The following is a 24374-nucleotide window of genomic DNA, read 5'->3' as shown; positions in this document are numbered from 1 at the left end:
GTGCAGCGTCGAAACGGAATCGCGCGCGCCATCGGCGCCGGACTGGCGGCAATCGCGCTCGCAAGCACCTTTCCGGCGGCTTCGGCAGGGAATGACAAGCCGAAGCTGGGCGCGGTGAGCAGGCCGCTCTACGTAACCGAAGCGCCGATCGTGATGTTGAAGGATCTCGATTCGGGCGCGATCCTTTTTTCCCGCGGCGCGGGCAAACGCTTCGCGCCGGCCTCGATGGCCAAGGTGATGACCGCCTATGTCGTGCTCGACCTGATCAAGCGCGGCGAATTGTCGCGCGACAAGGTCTTCACGGTCAGCGAAGCGACCTGGCGCAAATGGAACGGCAGCAACGGCGGGTCGACGATGTTCCTGCGCGCCGGCGAGAAGATTTCGGTCGATGAATTGCTCAAGGGCCTGATCACCGTGTCGGGTAACGACGCCGCCGCGGCGCTGGCGGTCGGGATCGATGGCAGCGAAGCCGATTTTGTCAAGCGAATGAATGCGATGGCGGCCAAAATAGGCATGACGTCGAGCAAGTTCGGCACCCCGAACGGCTGGCCCGATGGCGGCGTGACGAAGGTAAGCGCTGCCGATCTTATCACGCTGGCGGACCGGCTGATCCGCGACCATCCCGATGGCTATGCACGCTATTTTTCGATCCCGCGCTTGCAGCATGGCGTGTCGCCAGAAGGCAAGCCGATCATCCAGCCGAACCGCAACCCCATTCTGGGGCGCTTTGCCGGAGCCGACGGCCTCAAGACCGGTCACACCGCCGAAGCGGGCTATTGCTTTCTCGGTTCGGCAAAGCGCGATGGCCGGCGCCTGATCATGGTGGTAGCGGGCATGAAGAGTGAAAAGGCGCGGCGCGACGAGGCCGAACGGCTGATGCGCTGGGGCTTTGACGCATGGGAAGGCCGCGAACTGGTGCCCGCGGGCACCAAGGTCGGGGCGGTCGAGGTGCAACGCGGCGCACGGCCGAGCGTGATGGCCGAAGCCGGTATTGCGGTCCGAATGACGGTTCCCAAGGGATATGCCGGCGGCTATCGCGCCGCGATGCAGAGCCGCAGCCCGCAAAACGCCCCGATCGAACGCGGCACTCCGATCGCGCGTCTGATCGTGACCCCCGACGGCCTGCCGCCGCAAACCACGACATTGCTGGCGGCGAAAGACGTGGCGCCGGTCGATGGCGTCTGGACACGGCTGCGCAGCGGTTTTTATCGGCTCGCCGGCCGATGAGGGGGCGTTTTATCACGCTCGAGGGCGGCGAAGGGGTCGGCAAGTCGACACAGATCCGCGCGCTGGCCGCGGCGCTTGCCGAACGCGGGATCGACGTCGTCGCGACGCGCGAACCGGGCGGTAGCACTGGTGCCGAGGCGATCCGCGCGCTGTTGATGGAGGGGGACGACGATCGGTGGGACGCGCGTAGCGAAGCGCTGCTCTTCGCCGCTGCGCGCGCCGATCATGTCGCGCGCACGATCCGGCCCGCGCTCGAACGTGGCGCCTGGGTGCTATGCGATCGCTTTGTCGATTCAACCCGCGCCTATCAGGGCGCGGGAGGGGGGATCACCGACGCCGACATCATGATGCTGCACGGCTTCGGTTCGCTTGGCCTGTTGCCCGACCGGACCTTCCTCCTGACCGTTTCCGCGGCAGAGGCGCGCCGGCGACTGGCGGCGCGCGATGCCGGCGGCGCCGATCGCATGGGCAGCAAGCCCGCCGATTATCAGGCCCGGCTCGCCGCGCGCTTTGCCGAGATCGCAGCGGCGGAGCCGTTACGCTGGCGTCTTGTCGACGCCGATGCGCCAGCAGCCGCGGTTACCGCGGCCCTGCTGTCGGAGCTTGCCGAATGGCTGCCATGATCGGCCATCACGACGCCGAGAAGGCCTTTCTTGAGCCCTGGACAAGCGGCCGTCTCCACCACGCCTGGCTCCTCGCCGGGCCGCAGGGAATGGGGAAGGGCGCCTTTGCCGCACGGGTTGCCCGCTTTCTGGTCACGCACGACCGGGCGGGCGAGGGAGGGGCGCCGCTGTCGCTCGACGATCCCGGCGATGAACAGGCGGGCAGGCTCGTTTCGGCGGGGAATCACCCCGAGATCATCCATCTGACGCGGCAGGTGAAGGACAAGAGCAAGGATCTCGCGCGCAACATCACGATCGATCAGGTCCGCGGCATGATCCGCCGCCTGCATCTGTCCTTGTCGCTCGGCGCGTGGCGCGTCGTCGTCATCGACGCGGTCGACGACCTCGAAACCGACGGGGCCAATGCGCTGCTCAAGACGCTTGAAGAGCCGCCGGCGCAAACCTTGTTCCTGCTCGTAAGTCATTCGCCGGGGCGCCTGTTGCCGACAATCCGGTCACGCTGCAGAATTCTACGTTTTCAACCCGTTGAGCGTGCCGTCATGACGGCGTGGCTGCACGATTTGCGTCCGATGCTCGACATGGCCGAGGTGCGCGCGATCGTCGCGGCGTCGGGCGGGGTTCCCGGCAAGGCGCTGGCGCTCATCGACAGCGATGTCGCGGTCATGGAAAAGAAACTGCTGGCGATAGCGACCGGCGGTGATCGCGACAATCGGCTACGCGAAGCGTTGGCGCGCGAAGTCGGGGGCACCAGCAACCGGGCGCGGCTCGAACTGGTGATCGACATCGTGCCGGGCCTGCTGGCACGGCTGGCGCGCGAACGCCCGCTGGGAGAGATCGCACCGGTGCTCGGTCAATGGGACCGCATCCAGCGGACGGTGCGCGATGCTGTGCGCGGGTCTTATGACGGGGCGATGGTGGGGTTCGAGATCGGCAACTGCCTCGCCGAACTCGCGCCGCGCGGCGGGCAGGCGGCACGCTGACGCTTTCCCTTGGCCGCGCCAGCGGCTAAGGCGCGCGCATGTCCGAACCATTTTATATCACCACCGCCATCAGCTATCCCAACGGCCGCCCGCATATCGGTCACGCCTACGAGGCCATCGCGACCGACGTGATGGCGCGCTTCCAGCGGATGCGCGGCCGCGACGTGCGCCTGATCACCGGTACCGACGAACATGGGCTGAAGATGTATCAGACCGCGCGCGACCAGGGTCGCGCAACGATCGATCTTGCCGATGAAATGTCTGGATATTTCCGTGAGATGTATGGCAAGCTGAATATCAGCTATGATAATTTTATGCGCACGTCGGACCCGGCGCACCATCGCGCATCGCAGGCGATCTGGCGGGCGATGGAAGCCAATGGTGACCTCTACCTCGACCGCTATGAAGGCTGGTATTCGGTTCGCGACGAAGCTTTCTATGATGAAAGCGAACTGACAGACGGGGAAGGGGGCGTTCGCCTGTCGCCGCAGGGGACGCCGGTCGAATGGACCGTCGAGGAAAGCTGGTTCTTCCGCCTGTCGGCCTATCAGGACCGTCTGCTCGCGCTCTATAACGACAATCCCGACTTCATCCGCCCCGAAAGCCGCCGCAACGAGGTGCTGCGCTTCGTCGAGGGCGGATTAAAGGATCTGTCGGTATCGCGCACGAGTTTCGATTGGGGCGTCCCGGTGCCGGGCAGCCCCGGGCATGTGATGTATGTCTGGGTCGACGCGCTCACGACCTATTTGTCGGGCATTGGCTATCCCGACATGGACGGCGATTTCGCACGATTCTGGCCGGCGAACATTCATATGATCGGCAAGGATATCGTTCGTTTTCATACTGTTTACTGGCCGGCCTTCCTTATGAGTGCCGGTCTGCCGCTGCCGCGCCAGGTGTTCGGTCACGGCTTTCTACTCAACCGCGGCGAGAAGATGTCGAAATCGCTCGGCAACGTTGTCGATCCGATGACGCTCGCCGAACAGTTCGGCGTCGATGCGCTGCGCTATTATCTGCTCCGCGAAGTGAGCTTCGGACAGGATGGCAGCTATTCGGCCGAAGCGATCGTGCGCACCGCGAATGCCGACCTCGCCAACAGCTTCGGCAATCTGGCGCAGCGCAGCTTGTCGATGATTTTCAAGAATTTGGATGGTGAACTTACTCCCGATATTGAAATTTATGCACAAGACGTTGCGGTGCTGGAGCAAGTCGCGCAAGTTGCCAACTGCGACCTTCCCGACAGCTTCGAAAACTTAGCTTTCTCAACGGGGATTGAAAGTTGGCTTAGAGCGGTCTTCGCCTGCAACCAATATGTCGACACGCAGGCGCCGTGGGCGCTGCGGAAGACCGATCCCGAACGGATGCGCGCCGTGTTGATGACCTTGTTCCAGGCCGTCCGCACGCTCGCGATTGCGATCCGCCCGGTGGTGCCGTCCGCGGCTGACGCGCTGCTCAACCAGATGGGAATCGCCGACGATGCGCGCGACTTCGCCGCGCTTGCCGACACCGAATGGTTTGCGAAGCTTGCTGCCAGCGGTTTTGCGGTCGGCCAGCCGGTTCCTATCTTTCCACGCCTTGAACTGCCCGAAGGGGAAGGGGAGGCCTGATGCTCGTCGATTCGCACTGCCACCTCAATTACAAGGGGCTTGCCGAGCAGCAGGGCGAGGTGCTGGAGCGCGCGCGGGCGCGCGGCGTCACCGCGATGCTCAACATCGCGACGCGCGAGAGCGAGTGGGACGACGTCCTGGCCGCTGCCGAAGCCAATATCGATGTCTGGGCTAGCGTCGGCATCCATCCGCACGACGCCGATCATCATCCCGATATCGATACCGCCAAGCTGGTCGAGAGGGCCGCGCATCCGCGCGTGATCGGGATCGGCGAGACCGGGCTGGACTATTATTACGACAAGAGCGACCGGGCGCGGCAACAGGATAGTTTTCGCCGCCATATCCACGCGTCGCAGCAGACCGGCCTGCCGATCATCGTCCACACTCGCGATGCCGAAGCCGATACGCTGGCGCTGCTCGGCGAAGAGATGGAAAGGGCGCCTTACACCGGCGTGATCCATTGCTTCACCGCGAGCGACGACTTCGCCAAAGCGGCGCTCGACCTTGGGCTGTTCATCTCGATCTCGGGGATCGTGACGTTCAAAAATGCCGCCGATCTTCAGGCCACGGCAAAATGGCTGCCGCAGGACAGGCTGCTGATCGAAACCGATTCCCCCTTCCTTGCCCCCGTCCCGCATCGCGGCAAGACTGGCGAGCCCGCCTTCGTGGCCGATACGCTGGCATTTCTGGCGGACCTGCGCGGCGACGACCGCGAGGCGCTGGCAGCGGCGACAAGCGCGAATTTCTACGCGCTTTTCAACAAGGCGGCGCCATGACGTCACACGCGCCATGAAGGTTCGCATTCTAGGGTGCGGTACCTCTTCCGGGGTACCGCGGATCGGTAACGACTGGGGGCAATGCGACCCCGACAATCCGCGGAACCTGCGCAGCCGGGCCTCGATCATGATTTCGCTCGGCGGATACCGGCTGATCGTCGATACCAGCCCCGACATGCGCCTGCAGCTGCTCGACGCCGGGATCGGCGAGGTCGATGGGGTGATATGGACCCACGAACATGCCGATCATACGCACGGCCTCGACGATTTGCGTCAGATCATGCATCTGCGCGGTTCGGCCGTGCCGGCCTACGCCCGCGCGCATGTTCTGGATATTCTGAAATGGCGCTTCACCTATGCCTTTGCCGGCAACGCAGGCTATCCGGCATCGGTCGATCCGATCGAACTGGCCGATCATCAGTGGATCGGACCGATCGAAGTATCGGCACTCGAAATGCCCCATGGTCCGATAAAAGCCAGCGGCCTGATCTTCAGCGACGGTGCGCACAAGATAGGCTATGCGACGGATTTTTCACGCTTTACCGATGAAATGGTCGATTTCTTCCAGGGGGTCGACTTGTTCGTGATCGACGCGCTCCGCCGCTATCCGCACCCCACGCATCCGCATCTCGCGATGACGCTCGAAGGACTCGCCAAGGTCGGCCAGCCGCGGGCCATTATCACGCATATGGACAATACGATGGATTATGACGATCTGGCCGGCGAGCTGCCTGACGGCGTCGAGCCTGGGTACGACGGGCTGGAGGTGGAATTGTGAACGGCGATACCACGGTGCAGATGATCTGGTTCGTCGGGGCCTTTGCGCTGGTCTTGAGCTCGCTCGCGGCCAGACGGCTCAATCTGGCCGACGGGCTGAAGATGGCGCTCGCGTGGGTGGCGATCTTTGCGCTCGTATTTCTCGTCGTCCGGACGTGGCAGCTTTTTGCCTGACGATTCAACGAGAGGGGGGCAAACGGGCCTCCCCGCTATATTGAATTTAACATAATATATATTATCGGATAATCATATGTCTAATGCGCCTTCGCTGTCCCCCATCGATCGACTGCTCGCAATCATGCGTCAGCTGCGCAATCCCGATGGTGGATGTGAGTGGGATTTGGCGCAGGACTTCACAACGATCTCACCTTACACGATCGAGGAAGCCTACGAGGTTGCCGACGCCATAGCCTCCGGATCGCCCGATGCGATTTGCGACGAGCTTGGCGATTTGCTGCTCCAGGTCGTTTTTCATGCCCAGATCGCCACCGACAAAGGCCTGTTCGGGTTCGACGACGTCGCCAATGCGATCAGCGACAAGATGGAACGGCGCCACCCGCATATTTTCGGCGATGCGACGACACATGACGTTCGCCAGCAATGGGAACAGATCAAGGCGGCCGAGCGTAGCGCCGACGGCGCCAAAAGCGTGCTCGACGGCGTGGCGTTGTCACTGCCGGCGCTGCTGCGCGCGCAAAAGCTGCAAGGCCGCGCTGCGCGGGCGGGATTCGACTGGCCCGATATCGACGGACCGCGCGCCAAGATCGCCGAAGAACTGGAAGAAGTCGAAACCGCCCCCGACGACGCAGCGCGTGCGGAGGAAGTCGGCGACCTGCTCTTCGCGGTGGTGAACTATGCGCGGCACCTCGGCGTCGATGCCGAAAGCGCACTCCGTGACGCCAACGCCAAGTTCGCGCGCCGCTTCATGGCCGTCGAAGCACGCGCCGGCGCCGACATGGCGGATATGCCGCTCGATGCGCTCGAAGCGCATTGGCAGGCGGTCAAGGCTTCGGAAGCCCCTTAGCCGGCCAGAGGCGGCGGAAGCGGGCCTGATCGGCGGGATCGAGCCGAACGGTGAGCACATGCCCCTCACCCTCTGCTTTGTTGTCGAGCACTTCGCCCCGGGCGTGGAGCCAGGCAAGCGCCTCCCCTTCGTCAAAGCCGAGAAAAATCTGCTGTATTTCGTGGCCTTCGGTTAACCGCGCCGCCATCAGCGTCCGCGCCGCCTCGACGCCCTCACCCGTGAAGGCCGAAATGACCGCGACGTCGCTGCGCCGTGCGGCGATCTCGACGATCTCGGCGCGCCGATCGGGAGCCGCGGTGTCGATCTTGTTCCAGATTTCGATCTGCGGAATCGGGTCGGCGGCGTCCTCCCCTTCCCCGTCCTGCGGCCCATTGACCCCGAGCGAGTCGAGGATCGCCTTGACGTCGTCATATTGCGCGTCGCTGTCGGGATGGACGATGTCGCGGACATGGACGATCAGATCGGCCGTCGTCACTTCCTCTAGCGTTGCGCGGAAGGCGGCGACGAGTTCGGTCGGAAGGTCGGAGACGAAGCCGACCGTGTCGGAGAGGATTGCCTTGTCGATCCCCGGCAGACGGATTTCGCGCATCGTCGGATCAAGCGTCGCGAACAGCATATCTTCCGCCATGACGTCACTTCCCGTCAGGCGATTGAAAAGCGTCGATTTTCCGGCGTTGGTATAGCCGACGAGCGCGACGACGGGCCAAGGTGCCCGCTGCCGCTTGGCGCGTTGGAGTTGGCGCGTGCGCCGCGCATCGTCGAGCTGGCGGCGGATGCGCGCCATACGATTGCGGATCATCCGGCGGTCGGCCTCGATCTGCGTCTCGCCTGGGCCGCCGAGGAAGCCGAAGCCGCCGCGCTGGCGCTCGAGGTGGGTCCAGCTTCGCACCAGCCGTCCCGCCTGATAGTCGAGATGTGCTAGTTCGACCTGCAACCGCCCCTCGGCGGTCGCGGCGCGCTCACCGAATATCTCGAGGATCAGGCCGGTGCGATCGATCACCTTCGTTCCGAAGGCGGTTTCCAGATTGCGCTGCTGGATCGCGGTCAACGCGGCGTCGACGATGACAAGTTGCACGTCGTGCGCCGCAATCGCGGGCTTGATAGCCTCGATCTGACCGACGCCGATCAGCGTCGCCGCGCGCGTCTGGCGGAGGCGCAGCGGATGCGCTGCCACCACCTTGAGCCCGATCGCGACCGCGAGCCCCTTTGCTTCCTCAACGCGCGCGTCGAGATCGCGCGACAGGCGCTGGCCGTGCCATTCGGGCACGACAAGCAGCGCGGGCGCACCGCGCGTTACCTCTTCGGCGCTATCGGACATCGGGTCGATCAGGCGTCGCCGTCGGCTTCGCCATTGTCGGTCAGATTGATCGGGCCGTTGGGCTGAACCGTCGAAATGGCGTGCTTGTAGACAAGCTGCACCTGGCGTTCGCGTTCGAGCAGCATGCAGAACAGATCGAAGGCGACGATATCGCCCTGCAGCATGACGCCGTTGACAAGGAACATCGTCACCGACTCTTCGGAACGGCGCACCGCATTCAGGAAAACGTCCTGAAGCGCCTTGCCCTTGGCGGTGGGAACTTCGCGCACATCGGCGCCGAGCGAGGCCAGGTCGAAATCATGCGACGGCATGATCGTCGAGATCGCGTGCTTGTACACGAGCTGCGACTGGCCGTCGCGGCGGAGCAAGAGCGAGAAATTGTCGAACCAGGTGATTATTCCCTGCAGCTTCACGCCCTTGACGAGAAACATCGTCACCGGGGTCTTGCTGCGACGCAGAGCGTTGAGAAAAAGATCCTGAAGATTCTGGTTTTTATCGGACACATTTGCCTCCTGTTTTTGGCGGCCGAGCCGCGGGTTCGATGCGCCGACGATGAGCCCCTTGTCGTCTTCGCAGCCGCAATATGCGGCAAAGAGCGGATCAGGTCTAGGGTAAAGCCACTACCCTTCGCCGTCCTGATTCTCGGTCAATCCCAACAGCTTCAGCTTTCTATGGAGAGCCGAACGCTCCATCCCGATAAAGGCTGCGGTGCGCGAGATATTTCCCGAGAAGCGATTGATCTGGATGCGCAGATATTCGCGTTCGAAATTCTCGCGCGCCTCCTTGAGCGGAATCGCGGTGATCGATTCGCTGTTGGGCAGAATATCGGTGCCGCCGCGGACCAGCTCCGAAGGCAGCATGTCGGCATCGATCCGGCCGAGCCGATCGCTCGGCGCGAGGATCATCACTCGCTCGATCACGTTGCGCAATTCGCGCACGTTGCCGGGCCATTCATGCGCCTGGAGCGCCGCCATTGCCTCCGAACTGATCTCGGGCGGCGGCACGCGCCGTTCGGCGGCATAACGGCCGACGAAATGGTCGCAGAGGCTCGCAATATCGTCGCGCCGCTCGCGCAGCGGCGGAATATGCACGGGCACGACATTGAGCCGGTAATAGAGATCTTCGCGAAAGCGCCCTTCGGCGATTTCGCTCATCAAGTCGCGCGCGGTGCCCGAAATGATGCGCACATCGACGCGGATCATCGTTCGCCCACCGACACGCGTGAAGCTCTGGTCGGTCAGGACGCGCAAGATCTTGCCCTGCGTCGTCAGCGGCATGTCGGCGACTTCGTCGAGGAAGAGCGTCCCGCCATGCGCCTGTTCGAGCAGACCGACGCGGATCGCCCCGTCGTCGCTTTCCGACCCGAACAATTCGATCTCGACCGTTTCGGGGTCCATCCGGGCCGACGAGATGACACGGAACGGCGCATTCTGTCGCCCGCTCCAGCCATGGAGGACGCGCGCCGCAACCTCCTTGCCGACGCCGGGAGCGCCGGTGACGAGCACCCGGCTGCCGGTTCCCGCCACGCGTTTCAGCGTCGCGCGGACATTGTTGATCGCGGTGCTGCTGCCCGTGAGTTCGTCGGCGGGACCGGCCTTTTCGCGAAGCTGTTCATATTCGAACTTCAGCCGCTCGCTTTCGGTCGCGCGCGCGACGAGGTGCAACAGACGCTCGGCCTCGAACGGCTTTTCGATGAAGTCGTAGGCGCCGCGGCGGATCGCCGCGACGGCGGTGTCGAGACCGCCATGGCCCGAAATGACGATGATCGGCAGCGTCGGGTCGAATTCCTTGATCGCCTCGACCAGCCCCAATCCGTCGAGCCGCGACCCCTGCAGCCACACGTCGACCAGCGCGAGCGACGGGCGCCGCTGGCGGATCGCTTCGAGTGCGGCATCGCTGTCGGAAGCGGTCCGCGCTTCATAGCCTTCGTCTTCCATGACGCCGGCGACCAGTTCGCAAATGTCGCGTTCGTCGTCGACGATCAAAATATCAAGCGCCATGTTCTTCTCTGTCCTGCCGGTTTCTGATGCGCCCCGGCACCGATTCAATCTGCCCTGTTGGAACTCCCCCGCCCTTGCCAGCCAATGGCCGCAGGCGATCGGCGTGCAGCGTCAACGTGACCTGCGTCCCCCGCCCTTCCGGATTGTCCGAAAATTCAAGCTCGCCATAATGTTGCTCGACGATCTTCTTGACGATCGCAAGGCCGAGCCCCGTCCCGCCCTGCCGCGTAGTCATATAGGGTTCGGCGATCGCGTCGCGCGCCTCGGGCAGCCCGATGCCATCATCGGTGACGCGGATGACCACCGCATCCTGCGGGCCGATGTCGAGTTCGGCGCGGATATGGCCCGAAACCGGGCCATCCGATTTTTTCGTATTTTCCTCGATGGCCTCAACCGCATTTTTGACGATGTTCGTCAGCGCTTGCGATAGCAGGCGGCGGTCGCAGACGAGCGGCTCGATCTCGTTCGGCGTCTTGACGCTGAATATGATGTCGGGCTTCGCGACCTCGAACAGGAACACCGCCTGGCGCAGGATGTCGCGGATATCCTCGACCCCGAAGGTGGGCTTCGGCATTCGCGCAAAGCTAGAAAATTCGTCGACCATGCGGCGCATATCGTGGACCTGCCGAACGATGGTGTCGGTCAGCTTGCGGAAGGTTGCGGCATCGCCCTCGACCTTTTCACCGAAGCGGCGCTGCAAGCGTTCGGCGGCGAGCTGGATCGGGGTCAGTGGATTCTTGATTTCATGCGCAATGCGGCGCGCGACGTCGGACCAGGCGGCGCGGCGCTGATCGAGCAGCTGCTGGGTGATATCCTCGAAGCTCAGCACGAAGCCGTCGCCTTGCGCGACCGCCTTGGCCGCGAGCGTCGCGGGTTCGGCATCGCGGCGGGCCAGCTGAACGATCCCTTCCTGCTCCCCGCCGCTCAAGAGCGCGGCCAGTTCGGGCGCGACATCGCCGAGCGGTTGCCCGGTCAAGGTCTCGGCGCTTTGCCCGATCAGGCTTTCGGCGGCGGCATTGGCGAGAAGAATGTGATGCTGCGCATCGACCGAGACGACCGCCGAGGAGACGCCGCTCAGCACTGCCTCGATAAAGCTGCGCCGCGTTTCGAGCTGCTCATTGACGTTGACGAGTGCGCTCGTCTGCCCCTCGAGCTGCTCGGTCATGCGATTGAAAGCGCGCGTCAGCACGGCGATCTCGTCGTCGCGGGCCGGCGGCGTGACGCGCACCGAAAGATCGCCGCCGGCCGCGGTGCGCGTCGCGCCGATCAGGGTGCCGAGCGGGCGCGTGATGCGGTCGGCGACAACGATCGCGGCCACCACCGCCAGCGCCAGCAACAGAAGCGAACCGAGATAGAGTGCGCCGTTGAACTGCAACTGGAGCTGCTGCGATCGCTGAAACAGGTCGTTATAGTCGGCAAGCACGGCCCCCGCCCGCGCGGATTGCTGAAAGCCCGGCACATTGGCGTCGCGAGACGCGTAGACGTAGGCACTCTCCGTTCCCGGCAAGCGGGCGGCTGCCTCGACGCGGTCGGCCTGACGGACAACGACGACATCCTCACCCGCCTTGAGGCGGTTCACCATGGTCGGCGTCAGGCGACTCTCGGCCGCGCGCTTGTCGGGATCGATGGCTGCGGCGGTCCGGACGACCCCGTCCTTTCCGACTTCGATAATCGCCGACTCATTGAGGCTGCGCACCACGACCTGTTGCAGATAATAATTATAGAAGCCGGGACTATCGACGGGAAACTGGGTCAGTTGCTTACCGAGGTCGGTCGCCATGGCATATGTGTTGGCCCCGACCTGTCGTTGGTTCTCCTGATAATAGCCTTCGGCAAGATTGGCCGCGTTTTCGAACATGCCGCGCGAGCGGTCCGAGAACCAGAAATCGACCCCGAACTGGAACAGCAGCGAAGCGAATATCACCACCAGCAATGTCGGCGTCGCCGCGATCAGCGAAAAGAGCGCGACGAGGCGTACGTGCAGCCGCCCGTTGCCGCCGCTCATCGTCCGTTCGGCGCGCGCACGGGCCACGCGGCTGCCGATCAGCACGATCAGCGCCATCGCGGGAACGAGATTGGCGACCATGATCGCCGCGACGAGTGCCGGGGTCAGCAAACGCTCGCTCTGCGCGTCGCCGGTGACGAAGATATAGGTGCCGATCGCAACACTCGCGATCAGGGCGAGCGTATAATATTCGGGCGCGCCGAACCGCCACCAGCCGCCCCGCGCGTCCGTATCACCGGGTTCGCCGTCAAGAGCCGAGGGGAAAGGCTGCGTCATTGTGGCTGCGATACGACAATCCTGTTGCATAGAAAACACACAATATGCGCCGGCGCGCCGATAAGTGTGCTTTTCCGGTCAACGGGAGCGCGTGCGATGCGGCGCCTAGGGATGCGCGGGATCGATGTCGAGTTGCCCCAATCGCTTACGCAGCGTGTTGCGGTTGATCCCGAGCCGTCGGGCTGCCTCGAGCTGGTTGCCGCGCACTTCGCGCAGCACGCGGCGGAACAACGCGGCTTCGACGATGGCTTCGAGGTCGCTGTGGATGGCGCCGTCGCCGTCGGTACCCGCCAGCCGTTCGCGCGCCCAATCGTCGACCGCGTGCGCGATCAGGTCCGCCGGCGCGGTGAAGGCGGGCGCCATGCCGCCGCTTTCGCGCAGCACCGTCTCGACATCGCGGGCGGTGACGACGGTGTCGCGCGCCAGAATGGCGAGGCGCTGGACGACATTGCCGAGTTCGCGAACATTGCCCGGCCAGTCGTGGCGTTCGAGCAACTGCATCGCCTCGGGCGCGAATTCGCGGTCGGGCAGCCCCGACTGGCGCCCGGTATCGACGAAATGGCGGACGAGCGCGGCGATGTCGCTGCGCCGGTCGCGCAGCGGCGGCAGGCTGACCGGAATGACGTTGAGGCGATAGAAAAGATCTTCGCGGAAGCGCCCCTCGGCGACGAGGCTGCGCATCTCGCGGTGGGTCGCGGCGACGACGCGGACATCGGCTTTCAGCGCCTGACTGCCGCCGACGGTCGAATATTCGTTGGTTTGCAGGACGCGCAGCAGCCGCGTCTGTGCCTCGAGCGGCATGTCGCCGATTTCGTCGAGGAACAGGGTGCCGCCCGACGCCTGTTCGAACCGCCCGGCGCTGCGGCTGTGCGCGCCGGTGAAGGCGCCCTTTTCGTGGCCGAACAATTCGGCCTCGATCAGTTCGCGCGGGATCGCGGCCATGTTGATCGCGACGAAGGGACCATTGCGGCGCAGGCCCGTCGCATGGATCGCGCGCGCGACGACCTCCTTGCCCGTCCCCGATTCGCCGAGGATCAGGACCGCAAGGTCGTTCGAGGCGAGCCGCGCGATGGTGCGATATACCGCCTGCATGGCGGGCGCCCGGCCGATCAGCCCGTGGCTGTCGGTTTCGGCCGCATCGACCTTGGCGAGCGGTTGCCGGCCCCGCGCCAGGGCGGCGCGGACGCTGGCGGTCAGCTCCTCGAGATCGAAAGGCTTGGGCAGATAGTCGTAGCTGCCGATCCCCTGCGCGCGGACCGCGGTGTCGAGCGTGTTCTGCGCCGAGAGGACGATCACCGGTGTTTCGGGCGCCACGCCCGCGCCGGGCAGCGAATCGATGCCGTCGCCGTCGGGCAGGACGACGTCGGTGATGATGAGGTCGGGGCGATGATCGGCGAGCCAGGCGTTGCGCTCGGCGATGCTGCCGACCGCGGCGAACAGCGCGCATTCGTCGCCCAGCGTCTCGCGGATGATGAGCGAGATCGCGGGATCGTCCTCGACCAGCAGGATCGTCTTGTCGGTGGTCATGGCCGCGGCTCCTTGCGCGCCGAGGACTGCGCGGCGGGCAGATTGACGCGAAAGCGCGTCCACTCGCCATCGCGGACATGCTGGACGGTGCCGCCCATGTCGCGCGCGAGCTTCGCGACGAGCGCGAGACCGAGTCCCCTGCCCTCGCGCTTCGTCGTCACGAACGGATCGAAGAGGTCGTCGCGAATGTCGGCGGGCACACCGGGACCATTGTCGCTGACGCTGACCTCGATCGGCAACGCGATGCGGCCGCGGCCGTCGCCATTGTCGATCGACAGGCCGTGGCGATAGGCCGTGGCGATGCGGATGACGCCATCGTCACGCCCGCCGAGCGCCTCGCCGGCGTTGGTGACGAGGTTCAGCAATATCTGGACCATGGCGTCATGGTTGCCCTGCACCATCGGCAGCGACGGGTCGAAATCCTCCGAAAAGCGCACCCCCGGCAATTGCCGCGCGCGCACCGCCTCCAGCGCCTGATGGATCGGCTGATAGAGGTTGATCGGCGCGCAGGCGATTGGCTGCCCGCGCGAAAAATGCTCCATCTGGTCGATCAGCGTCGTGATCCGGTCGACCTCGGCGCAGATCAGCGTCGTGAAGCGCTCGCCGCTCGCGTCGGTCTTGCGCGCAAGCAGCTGCGCGGCGCCCTTGATCCCGGCGAGCGGGTTCTTGATTTCGTGCGCCAGCATGGAAGCGGCGGCCCCCGCCGCACGGCCCGACCGTCCGATCGCGCCGCCCATCAGTTCGGCTTCGCTTTGCGACGGAACGAGCGCGAGGATGCGGTGGCCGTTGCTGCCATAGGGCACCATCTGCATATCGACGAAGATCGACTTGCCGCCGCCGATGCGGATTTCGGCGCGATGGGCGAACAATGCCGAGGTGTCGGGATCGTTCATGCGCTGACGATAGCCGCGGTCCATGCCGATGACGTCATAGACGACGCGCCCGACCATCGCCGACCGGCTGATATTGCAAAGCTGTTCGGCGGCCGCGTTGACAAACAGGACGACGGCCCCGCGGTCGATCAGCAGCGTCGCGACCGGATGCGACTGGATGATTTCGTCATGGTCGAACGTCGGGATGCTCGACGTCAACGCGCTCACGCAGCCGCCTTGCTCAGATAGGGCGCGTAAAATTCCTCGAGCGCATCGAGTACGCCCTTGCTGTCGGGGATCTGGTTGACGCGGTTGCGGAATTCCGCCGAACCGTGGAGCCCCTTTACATACCAGCCGAGATGCTTGCGCGCCATATTGACGCCGGTCATTTCGCCATAATGGTCGATCATCGCCCGATAATGCGATGTAATGACGTCATATTGTTCATCGATGCCAGGGTCGGGGCGCTCGCCCTCGCCGCGCAGCGCCGCCATCACCTGCCCCAGCAACCACGGCCGGCCATAGGCGCCGCGGCCGATCATCACGCCATCGGCGCCGCTCTGATCGAGCGCGGAGCGCGCATCGTCGACCGAACAGATGTCGCCATTGACGATCACCGGGATCGATACTGCATCCTTGACCCGGCGCACGAAGGCCCAGTCGGCGCTGCCGCGATACATCTGGTTGCGTGTGCGGCCGTGGACGGTAACCAGTTTCGCGCCGAGACCCTCTGCGATATGCGCGAGTTCGGGGGCGTTGAGGCTGTCATGGTCCCAGCCCATGCGCATCTTGACCGTCACCGGCACGCTGACCGCCTTGACGCAGGCTTCGATCAGCGCCGCAGCCAGCTTGAGATCGCGCATCAGCGCCGATCCGGCATCGCCGTTGGTGACCTTGCGCACGGGACAGCCCATGTTGATGTCGATGATCGCGGCGCCGCGCTCTTCATTGAGCTTCGCGGCCTCGCCCATTTCATAAGGCGTGCAGCCGACAAGCTGCATCGACACGGGTTCCTCGACCGGATCCCAGGCAGCTTTCTGGATCGATTGCCGCGTCTCACGGATCGCGGCCTGGCTCGCGATCATCTCCGTGACGTTGAGCCCCGAGCCGTAATAGCGGACGATCTTGCGGAACGGCAGATCAGTGACGCCTGTCATCGGCGCGAGGATCACGGGATCCGCGATGGTAATATTGCCGATCTGGATGGGCCGGAGCGGCGCCATAACGGGGAGCTTTCGTTGAATTGCCTAAATTTTGTGCAGCCACTACACGCTAAGGCGCTTTTCCGCAAGCCGCGGCTGCGCTAACCGGCGCGCGTCATGACCGACTCCGCGCCCCTGCCGTCCGGCTCCGTCGCTGTCGTGCTGCTCGCAGGCGGCGTCGGCGCGCGCGCGGGCTTTGGGCGTCCCAAACAGCTTGTCCCGATCGGCGGCAAATCCGTGCTGCACTGGAGCCTCGATGCGTTCGCCGCGCACCCGGCCATCGGTGCAGGTGTGCTCGTCGGCGATGATGACGTCGTGGCGGCGGCAGGCCCCCTGCCCGCCGGCTGGACGACCGCTGCGCCGGGCATCGAACGCCAGCAGTCGGTCGCGAATGCGCTGGGCGCACTGGCCGACTGGAGCGACGATGCGATCCTCCTCGTCCATGATACGGCGCGCCCCGGCGTTTCGGCGGCGGTAATCGACCGGCTGCTCGCCGCCGTTGCGGAGGGGGCTGTCGCGGCGACGCCGACGCTGCCCGTTCCCGATACGCTGATAACCGAGGTTGACGGGGTGGCGGGTGACGTCACCGACCGCAGCCGACTCGCGCGCGTCCAGACGCCGCAGGCCTTCCGGCTCGGTACGCTGCGCCGTGCTCACGCGGGTGCCGGCGACGAGGCGGCGACCGACGATGCGCAACTCGTCCGCCGGCTCGGTCATGCTGTGGCAACGGTTCCGGGCGACGCGCGGCTGCACAAATTGACCTATGCCGACGATCTCGTCATTCTGTCCGCCCTGCTCGAAGGAGGCAAAACCGCGATGCGTACCGCCGTCGGCATGGGTTATGACGTTCACCGCCTTGTTCCCGACAAGCCGCTGTGGATCGGCGGGATTGAAATCGCGCATAGTCATGGGCTTGAAGGGCATAGTGATGCCGACGTCGCACTCCATGCGCTGACCGACGCGATCCTCGGCGCGCTCGCCGATGGCGATATCGGCGACCATTTCCCGCCGAGCGATCCACGATGGCGCGGCGCGGCGTCATGGCGCTTCCTGGCCTTTGCCGCCGAACGGGTCGCGGCGCGGGGCGGACGGATCGCCCATGTCGATCTGACGATCATCGCCGAAGCGCCGAAAATCGGCCCGCACCGCGCCGCGATCCGCGCGCGCCTGTCCGAAATTCTTGCGATTTCGATTGAAACCATTAGTGTGAAGGCAACAACCACCGAGCGGCTCGGCTTTACGGGCCGCCGCGAAGGGATCGCCGCACAGGCCATCGCGACTTTAGAACTTCCGGAGAATTGAACCTTGCCGTCCGCCGTCGAAACGCGCCAGACCGCGCGCGAAGAAGCCGCCACGTCCGTTCTTGCCGCCAATCGCGCGGCGGGGCGCCGGGTCGCCATCGCCGAAAGCTGCACCGGCGGCATGGTGTCGGTGGCGCTGACCGACATCCCCGGTAGTTCCGATGTCTTCAGCGCCGGCTTCATCACCTATTCGGCCGACGCCAAGAAACGCCAGCTCGACGTCAGCAGCGAAATTCTGGAAACCTTTGGTGAGGTATCGCTGGCGACCGCCTGGGCGATGGCCGCGGGCGTGCTGGCGAACAGCGATGCCGATGTCGCGGTGTCGATTACCGGCATCGCCGGCCCCGGCGGCGGGTCCGACAAGAAGCCGGTGGGCATCGTCGTCTTCGCGCGTGCTCTGCGCGGCCAGGACCCCGATGATTATTTCACCCAGCGGGTGCAATTCGATTCGACCGATCGCGCGACGATCCGTCATCACGCGACGATGTTCGCGCTCGACCTGCTTCAGCCAGACAAGGACGCGCTGCGCCCGTCGGAGGATGTCACGCTTCCCGCGCCGTAAAGCGCATCGGCGCGCGTTTCGAACGCCGCAATCATCTTGCGGAGCGCCTTGTCGAACATCTGCCCGGCCAGCGCCTCGAAGACGCGGCTGCGGAACGAGAAATCGACCATGAAGTCGACTTTGCACCCGCCGCCGTCGAGCGGCGTGAAATGCCATTCATTGTTGAGGTGGCGCATCGGGCCATCGATATAATCGACGACCACCTTGTCGGGCGCGCGCTTGTGGACGCGGCATGAAAAGCTTTCGCGCAATCCCTTGAAGCCGACGATCATGTCGGCCACCGCCTCGCGCTCGCTGTCGGCGCGGACACGCAGCGCAACCACCCACGGCAGAAATTCGGGATAGCGCGCGACATCGGTCACGAGCGCGAACATCTGTTCGGCGCTATAGGGCAGATCGCGCGTTTCGTGATGTCTCGGCAATGCGGCGTCAGTCCGCCTTGGCGCGCGCGAGCTGGGCTTCGCGCGCCGCGCGCATCTTCGCGAAATCGTCGCCCGCATGATAGCTCGACCGGGTCAGCGGCGACGAGGCGACCTGCAGGAAACCCTTGGCACGGGCGATCTGCGCATAGGCATCGAACGCCTGCGGCGTCACGAAGTCGATTACCTTCGTATGCTTGGGCGTCGGCTGGAGATATTGGCCCATCGTCATGAAGTCGATGTCGGCGCTGCGCATGTCGTCCATCACCTGATGCACCTCCATCCGTTCCTCGCCGAGCCCGAGCATGATGCCCGACTTGGTGAAGATCGACGGATCGCGCCGCTTGACGCTTTCGAGGAGGCGCAGCGACGCATAATAGCGCGCACCCGGCCGGATCGTCGGGTAGAGCCGCGGAACCGTCTCCAGATTGTGGTTGTAGACGTCGGGCCGCGCATCGACGATCGCGGCGACGGCATCGTCGGGCTTGTTGCGGAAATCGGGGGTCAGAATCTCGATCGTCGTCTGCGGCGTTTCGCGGCGCAGCGCCTCGATCACCTTGACGAACTGGCTGGCGCCGCCATCGGGCAAATCGTCGCGGTCGACCGAGGTGATGACGATATGGGTCAGCCCCATTTTTGCCGCCGCCGCCGCCGTATGTTCGGGCTCGAGCAGGTCGACGGGGCGCGGCATGCCGGTCTTGACGTTGCAGAAGGCGCAGGCGCGCGTGCAGGTGTCGCCAAGGATCATCACCGTCGCGTGCTTCTTGGTCCAGCATTCGCCGATGTTCGGGCAGGCCGCTTCCTCGCACACCGTATGCAGATTGAGATCGCGCATCAGCTTGCGTGTTTCGGCATAGCCCGGGCTGGTCGGCGCCTTGACGCGGATCCAGTCCGGTTTGCGGGCGCGATCGGACGGTTTTTGCAGCGGAGCGTTCATGGCGCCCACATAGGCGCACGCGCGCATCTTCTCAACCGTCCATCCTGTGCTAAAGCGCGCGCCATGACTCGCTTTGCAGAACTGATCGACGGCTATCGCCGTTTCCGCGCCACCGGCTGGCAGCAACAGCGCGACCGGTGGGATGAGTTGGCCGAGGGCCAATCGCCGAAGGTGATGGTGATCGCCTGTTCGGACAGCCGCGTCGAACCGTCGCAGATATTCGACACCAATCCGGGCGAGATATTCGTCGTGCGCAATGTCGCCGCGCTCGTTCCGCCCTTTGAAACGACGCCGGGCCGTCACGGCGTGTCGGCCGCGCTCGAATTTGCGGTGCAGTTTCTGAAGGTCGAGGAAATCGTCGTGATGGGCCACGGGCTGTGCGGCGGCTGCCACGCGGCGCTGCACCGGACGATGGAGGGTGCCGAACCGGGCCGTGGCGGCTTCATTGCCGACTGGATCGCGCTGCTCGACGATGCGAGTGCCGACGTGCGCGCGGCACACCCCGACTATGACAATCGCGTCGCGGGCCGTGCGATGGAGATGGCGGGCGTGAAGGTCAGCCTCGACAATCTGCGCACTTTTCCGTGCATCGAGGAGAAGGAAAAGCGCGGGACGTTGCGGCTGCGCGGCGCCTTTTTCGCGATCAGCGACGGGGTGCTCCACATTCTCGATGAAAAAACTGGAGAATTTTCGCCCGCCTGACACCGGCAGGGGTTGCGCTCCCCCGCGCGGGGGTCCAACAGGCGCGCCATGCTCTCCAAGCCCAACCTGCCGCGCTGGATGCGTCTGTGGCAGTTGCGCGCCGGCCGGCGCGCGCGCAGCGAGGTCGTCGATATCCGGCGGCGCGTCGCGATGGTGGGCGGGGCGCTGCTCCTCGGCTTCGTCGCCCTCGCCTTCGCGGCGGCGGGCGACAAGGTTCAACGGCTGATCTTTCAGATATCGGCGATCGCCTGGTGGTTGCCGCTGCTCATCACGCCGTCGGTATTCGCGCTGATCGTTTGGCTGACCAACCGCTATGTCCCCGACGCACGCGGTTCGGGCATTCCGCAGATCATCGCGGCGGGTCGCTATCCCGATCAGGCCGCCGACGGCCCGCTGGTGTCGCTCAAGACCGCCTTCGCCAAGCTTGCGCTGACGCTGACGACGCTCGCCGCGGGCGGATCGGTCGGGCGTGAGGGGCCGACGGTTCAGGTCAGCGCGGCGATCATGGTCGCGATGCACCGGCTGCTCAAGGTCCGCATTTCCGCCGGGGTGTTCATCGCCGGCGGTGCCGCGGGGGTTGCCGCAGCCTTCAACACGCCGCTCGCCGGGATCGCTTTCGCGATCGAGGAACTTGCATCCGCCTATGAACAGCGCGTCGCGGTGCTGACGATGGGGGCGGTGATGATCGCCGGTCTGGTCAGCCTGTCGGTCGCGGGCGACTATGTCTATTTCGGCGCGATGCGCGAAACGCTGCCCGTGGCCGACGTTCTGTTGATCGCGCCGATCGCGGGGATCGGCGGCGGCCTGGCCGGCGGGCTCTTTGCGCGGATCGTGCTGGCGGCGAGCGACCGTTCTGCCGACTGGGCGCGCAAGGCGGCGGCGCGCCCGATCCTTTTCGCAGCCGTTTGCGGCCTCGTGGTTGCGGGGGTCAGCATCGCAACAGGCGGCGCGACCTGGGGCACCGGCTATGACGTCACCAAATTCCTGGTCGAAGGCAACCACGGCAAGCTGTGGTTCTTTCCCGCCAAGTTTGCGACCGCACTCGCCTCGACGCTCAGCGGCGCGCCGGGCGGCATTTTCGCGCCTTCGCTCGCGGTGGGCGCCGGGTTCGGCAACCTGTTGACGCCTGCCTTTCCGGATAGCCCGACCGGCGCGGTGGTGATGATGGGCATGGTCGCCTATTTCGTCGGGGTGGTGCGCGCGCCGCTGACCGCCGTCATCATCCTGATTGAAGCGACCGCCGCGCGCGGCGTGATCCTGTCGCTGTTCGCGACGGCGCTGATCGCCGACTGGACGAGCGCGCAGGTCTGCCCCACCCGCCTCTATCATGGGTTGTCGAAGCGGATGATGCCGACGAAGCAGAAAGCGTCGGCTACGCCATCGGAGGGCTAAATTCCGGGCGCCGGGTGGCGGCTTTGGGGTGGTTAGCGGACTGTCAGGTTTTGGCGTCCGCTGGCCAAAAGCGGTTGAGCGGCATAGCTTGGGCAACTGCCCCAAAAGTTGCAAATGAAAGCAGCATCGCTCCAGATACGAATTGTCCTATGCCAAGAAAGCCAAGGACAAGAGAAGCAAGCAGCCCGTAAACGGCGACCGCAGAAAGACGCCAATCCAGCCCTTGCATGAATAGTCCATATTTTAGGGCCTGCCTGTTCGACCCGAACCCTAAATCCTTGGTCGATCTCATCCCCTTACCAAACATCCACCGCACAATGAAAAGCTGAGCGATGAGAAACATCGCCCCCGCAGCCATGTAGAGCGGTATGCTATACTCTAATCCTAATGGCACTGAGGCAAGCGCCACAGAAATACAGATCGCCCCGATAACGGCGATCCTGCTCGCGATTTTTTCGACAAAACGGCCAAACCGGGAGGAGGTGTGCTCTGTCATTTCTCGCTTTTATCCAACGGGCGAATGTCCGCAAACGGGAATCGCCCCAGTCATTTTGAATGACGGAGTTCGGTCGTAACCGGCCATTCGCCTGGATATACACCCGCCTAGGGAATAGCGTAGGTCACGTTCGCCTGTCCGACCGGCTTGTCGGGATCGTCGGTCCACACGCGGACATCCATCACCGCGAGCCGCTTGCCGAGGCGCAGCATATAGGCGTCAGCCATGACCGGGCCCGGTCGGCACGGGCGCAGGAACTGATAGTTGAGCGCGCTCGTCACCGCCATCGCGACGGGGCCGATATGCGCGAGGACGAGGGCGTAGGCGGCCATATCGGCAAAGCCCATCTGTGTCGGGCCGGATATAAGCCCGCCGGGGCGCAGCGCCTTGTTGTTGGGGTCGATGCGCGCCTGGATATGGCCCGGCGCGGCCGCAACGACATGGCCACGCGACCCCGGTTCGGAGTGGGGGAAGGCTTCGGCCATGAAGGCGTTGAGCGCGTCCGCATCCATGCGGATCGCGCTCGCCGAGATGGGCGCCTCCCCCGCCACGATTTTTAGCGTGACAGCTTCTTGTAGGTCGTCGCGTGCGGGCGCGTCGCTTCGTCGCCGAGGCGGCGGATCTTGTCCTCCTCATAGGCTTCGAAATTGCCTTCGAACCATTCGACGTGGCTGTTGCCCTCGAACGCCAGGATATGGGTCGCCAGACGGTCGAGGAAGAAGCGGTCGTGGCTGATGACCACGGCGCAGCCGGCGAAATTTTCGAGCGCTTCTTCGAGCGCCGCGAGCGTTTCGGTGTCGAGGTCGTTGGTCGGTTCGTCGAGCAGAAGGACGTTGCCGCCCTCCTTCAGCATCTTGGCCATATGAACGCGGTTGCGTTCGCCGCCCGACAGCATGCCGACCTTCTTCTGCTGGTCGCCGCCCTTGAAGTTGAAGGCGCCGACATAGGCGCGGGTCTGCATCTGATGCTTGCCGATCGTCATCAGTTCGTGCCCGCCCGAGATTTCTTCCCAGACATTCTTATTGGGGTCGAGCGCATCGCGGCTCTGGTCGACATAGCCAAGGCGCACGGTGTCGCCGATCACGACCTCGCCGCTGTCGGGGGTTTCCTGACCCGTGATGAGCTTGAACAGCGTCGACTTACCCGCGCCGTTCGGCCCGATGACGCCGACGATGCCGCCCGGCGGCAGGGTGAAGGACAGATCTTCGAACAATAGCTTGTCGCCATAGGCCTTGGAGACATTGTGAACCTCGATCACCTTGCCGCCCAGACGTTCGGGCACCTGAATGACGATCTGCGCCTTGCCGGGGGTGCGGTTTTCCTGCGCTTCAACGAGCTGGTCGAAGCTCTTGATACGTGCCTTGGACTTGGCCTGGCGCGCCTTGGGCGACTGCCGGATCCATTCGAGTTCGTCCCGGATCGCCTTCTGGCGGCCCGCTTCCTCGCGCGATTCCTGTTCGAGGCGCTTCGCCTTCTTTTCCAGATAGGTCGAATAATTGCCCTCATAGGGGAAATAGCGACCGCGATCGAGTTCGAGGATCCAGTTCACGACATTGTCGAGGAAGTAGCGATCGTGGGTGACGAGGATGACGTTGCCCGGATAATCAACGAGATGCTTTTCGAGCCAGGCCACGCTTTCGGCGTCGAGGTGGTTGGTCGGTTCGTCGAGCAGCAGGATCGATGGCTTTTCGAGCAGCAGGCGCGTCAGCGCAATACGGCGCTTTTCACCGCCCGACAGGCTTTCGACGCCCCAGTCGCCCGGCGGACAACGCAGCGCTTCCATCGCGATTTCAAGCTGGTTGTCGAGCGTCCAGCCGTCGACCGCGTCGATCTTTTCCTGCAACTCGCCCATTTCGGTCATCAGCGCGTCGAAATCGGCGTCCTCGGGCGGATCGGCCATCAGCGCGCTGATCTCGTTGAAGCGATCGAGCATGTCGGCGACGGGGCGGACGCCGTCCATGACATTTTCCTTCACCGTCTTCGTCGGATCGAGTTCGGGCTCCTGCGCCAGATAGCCGAGGGTAATCCCCTCGCCCGGCCACGCTTCGCCGGTGAAATCGGTATCGATGCCCGCCATGACTTTCATCAGCGTCGACTTGCCGGTGCCGTTGGGCCCGACGATGCCGATCTTCGCATCCGAATAGAATTGCAAATTGATGCCGTTGAGCACCGGCTTTTGCGCGCCGGGATAGGTCTTGGTCAGACCCTTCATCACGAAACTATATTGGGCGGCCATGAAATGCTCCGAAACTGGCTAGCCGCGCAGCGCGCGGCGGGAAGAGAATGAGGTCGCGGGCCGGTTAGCGAATGGGCGCGCGCTTGGCAATCGACGCTTGCGGCAGGGCGTATTG

24 protein-coding genes are annotated in these 24374 nt (G+C 64.4%); 12 read left to right on the top strand and 12 right to left on the bottom strand.

The window, feature by feature from the left end; all coding sequences use genetic code 11:
- The 8 genes from STE01S_RS03800 to mazG all read left to right on the top strand — a co-directional run bounded on the left by STE01S_RS03800 (window position 1) and on the right by mazG (window position 7014).
- Window positions 1-1227, top strand: a complete 1227-nt coding sequence (locus STE01S_RS03800) for a D-alanyl-D-alanine carboxypeptidase family protein (protein ID WP_062765006.1) — start codon at window positions 1-3, stop codon at window positions 1225-1227.
- Entirely contained in the window at window positions 1224-1850 is a 627-nt protein-coding gene (gene tmk / locus STE01S_RS03795) for a dTMP kinase (protein WP_062765003.1), read from the top strand. Before STE01S_RS03800 ends, tmk begins: the two co-directional genes overlap by 4 nt.
- Entirely contained in the window at window positions 1838-2830 is a 993-nt protein-coding gene (locus STE01S_RS03790) for a DNA polymerase III subunit delta' (RefSeq protein WP_062765000.1), read from the top strand. Before tmk ends, STE01S_RS03790 begins: the two co-directional genes overlap by 13 nt.
- A 38-nt stretch (window positions 2831-2868) precedes the next feature.
- A complete protein-coding gene (gene metG, locus STE01S_RS03785; protein WP_062764998.1) occupies window positions 2869-4437 on the top strand; it encodes a methionine--tRNA ligase in 1569 nt (522 codons plus the stop codon).
- Window positions 4437-5213, top strand: coding sequence for a TatD family hydrolase (locus STE01S_RS03780; protein ID WP_062764995.1), 777 nt, complete (start codon window positions 4437-4439; stop codon window positions 5211-5213). Before metG ends, STE01S_RS03780 begins: the two co-directional genes overlap by 1 nt.
- A 13-nt stretch (window positions 5214-5226) precedes the next feature.
- Window positions 5227-5991 carry an MBL fold metallo-hydrolase gene (locus STE01S_RS03775; RefSeq protein ID WP_040590753.1) on the top strand — a complete coding sequence of 255 codons (765 nt, stop codon included), beginning with the start codon at window positions 5227-5229 and terminating at the stop codon, window positions 5989-5991.
- The gene (locus STE01S_RS20265; protein ID WP_156001432.1) at window positions 5988-6164 is read left to right on the top strand and encodes a hypothetical protein; all 177 of its coding nucleotides are present in this window, start codon (window positions 5988-5990) and stop codon (window positions 6162-6164) included. The genes STE01S_RS03775 and STE01S_RS20265 overlap by 4 nt, the downstream gene beginning before the upstream one ends.
- Before the next feature lie 76 nt (window positions 6165-6240).
- The gene (gene mazG, locus STE01S_RS03770; protein WP_062764993.1) at window positions 6241-7014 is read left to right on the top strand and encodes a nucleoside triphosphate pyrophosphohydrolase; all 774 of its coding nucleotides are present in this window, start codon (window positions 6241-6243) and stop codon (window positions 7012-7014) included.
- Here the strand turns inward: mazG and hflX are convergent.
- From hflX to dusB, 7 genes are all read right to left on the bottom strand, one after another.
- Entirely contained in the window at window positions 6992-8332 is a 1341-nt protein-coding gene (gene hflX, locus STE01S_RS03765) for a GTPase HflX (RefSeq protein WP_062764990.1), read from the bottom strand. The genes mazG and hflX overlap by 23 nt on opposite strands.
- 8 nt (window positions 8333-8340) lie before the next feature.
- Window positions 8341-8835 (bottom strand): RNA chaperone Hfq, encoded by a 495-nt coding sequence (gene hfq, locus STE01S_RS03760; RefSeq protein ID WP_003051691.1) that lies wholly within the window; start codon window positions 8833-8835, stop codon window positions 8341-8343.
- Window positions 8836-8952: 117 nt separating this feature from the next.
- Window positions 8953-10332, bottom strand: coding sequence for a nitrogen assimilation response regulator NtrX (ntrX, locus tag STE01S_RS03755; protein WP_003051693.1), 1380 nt, complete (start codon window positions 10330-10332; stop codon window positions 8953-8955).
- Entirely contained in the window at window positions 10322-12613 is a 2292-nt protein-coding gene (locus STE01S_RS03750) for a sensor histidine kinase (protein ID WP_082813208.1), read from the bottom strand. Before STE01S_RS03750 ends, ntrX begins: the two co-directional genes overlap by 11 nt.
- A 105-nt stretch (window positions 12614-12718) precedes the next feature.
- Entirely contained in the window at window positions 12719-14140 is a 1422-nt protein-coding gene (locus tag STE01S_RS03745; RefSeq protein ID WP_062764987.1) for a sigma 54-interacting transcriptional regulator, read from the bottom strand.
- Window positions 14137-15240 (bottom strand): two-component system sensor histidine kinase NtrB, encoded by a 1104-nt coding sequence (locus tag STE01S_RS03740; RefSeq protein WP_062764984.1) that lies wholly within the window; start codon window positions 15238-15240, stop codon window positions 14137-14139. Before STE01S_RS03740 ends, STE01S_RS03745 begins: the two co-directional genes overlap by 4 nt.
- Window positions 15237-16235, bottom strand: a complete 999-nt coding sequence (gene dusB, locus STE01S_RS03735; RefSeq protein WP_062764981.1) for a tRNA dihydrouridine synthase DusB — start codon at window positions 16233-16235, stop codon at window positions 15237-15239. Before dusB ends, STE01S_RS03740 begins: the two co-directional genes overlap by 4 nt.
- Window positions 16236-16331: 96 nt before the next feature.
- Between dusB and ispF the strand changes: the two genes are divergently transcribed.
- Both ispF and STE01S_RS03725 read left to right on the top strand, forming a co-directional pair.
- Window positions 16332-17516 (top strand): 2-C-methyl-D-erythritol 2,4-cyclodiphosphate synthase, encoded by a 1185-nt coding sequence (gene ispF / locus STE01S_RS03730; RefSeq protein WP_062764979.1) that lies wholly within the window; start codon window positions 16332-16334, stop codon window positions 17514-17516.
- 3 nt (window positions 17517-17519) lie between these two features.
- Entirely contained in the window at window positions 17520-18077 is a 558-nt protein-coding gene (locus STE01S_RS03725) for a CinA family protein (RefSeq protein ID WP_040590758.1), read from the top strand.
- Here STE01S_RS03725 and STE01S_RS03720 read toward each other — a convergent pair.
- Window positions 18020-18499, bottom strand: coding sequence for a type II toxin-antitoxin system RatA family toxin (locus STE01S_RS03720; protein WP_062764976.1), 480 nt, complete (start codon window positions 18497-18499; stop codon window positions 18020-18022). The genes STE01S_RS03725 and STE01S_RS03720 overlap by 58 nt on opposite strands.
- 7 nt (window positions 18500-18506) lie before the next feature.
- Window positions 18507-19460: a lipoyl synthase gene (gene lipA / locus STE01S_RS03715; RefSeq protein WP_062764973.1), complete on the bottom strand. Its 954-nt coding sequence runs from the start codon at window positions 19458-19460 to the stop codon at window positions 18507-18509.
- 36 nt (window positions 19461-19496) lie between these two features.
- Here lipA and STE01S_RS03710 point away from each other — a divergent pair, with 36 nt between their 5' ends.
- Window positions 19497-20135, top strand: a complete 639-nt coding sequence (locus STE01S_RS03710; protein ID WP_062764970.1) for a carbonic anhydrase — start codon at window positions 19497-19499, stop codon at window positions 20133-20135.
- Between the two features lie 48 nt (window positions 20136-20183).
- Window positions 20184-21527, top strand: a complete 1344-nt coding sequence (locus tag STE01S_RS03705; RefSeq protein ID WP_062764967.1) for a chloride channel protein — start codon at window positions 20184-20186, stop codon at window positions 21525-21527.
- Between the two features lie 43 nt (window positions 21528-21570).
- Here the strand turns inward: STE01S_RS03705 and STE01S_RS03700 are convergent, their stop codons facing one another.
- The 3 genes from STE01S_RS03700 to ettA form a co-directional block, all read right to left on the bottom strand.
- On the bottom strand, window positions 21571-22023 hold the full coding sequence (locus STE01S_RS03700; protein ID WP_062764965.1) for a hypothetical protein: 453 nt from the start codon (window positions 22021-22023) through the stop codon (window positions 21571-21573).
- 107 nt (window positions 22024-22130) lie between these two features.
- Complete coding sequence (locus STE01S_RS03695) at window positions 22131-22574, bottom strand: PaaI family thioesterase (RefSeq protein ID WP_082813207.1); 444 nt, start codon at window positions 22572-22574, stop codon at window positions 22131-22133.
- A 5-nt stretch (window positions 22575-22579) separates the two neighbouring features.
- Window positions 22580-24259 carry an energy-dependent translational throttle protein EttA gene (ettA, locus tag STE01S_RS03690; protein ID WP_003051732.1) on the bottom strand — a complete coding sequence of 560 codons (1680 nt, stop codon included), beginning with the start codon at window positions 24257-24259 and terminating at the stop codon, window positions 22580-22582.
- Window positions 24260-24374: the final 115 nt, after the last annotated feature.

Source organism: Sphingopyxis terrae subsp. terrae NBRC 15098 (assembly GCF_001598815.1).
Taxonomy (GTDB): Bacteria; Pseudomonadota; Alphaproteobacteria; order Sphingomonadales; family Sphingomonadaceae; genus Sphingopyxis; species Sphingopyxis terrae.
The sequence above is the reverse complement of the archived record's forward strand: the minus strand, read 5'-3'. Positions and strand labels throughout refer to the sequence as shown.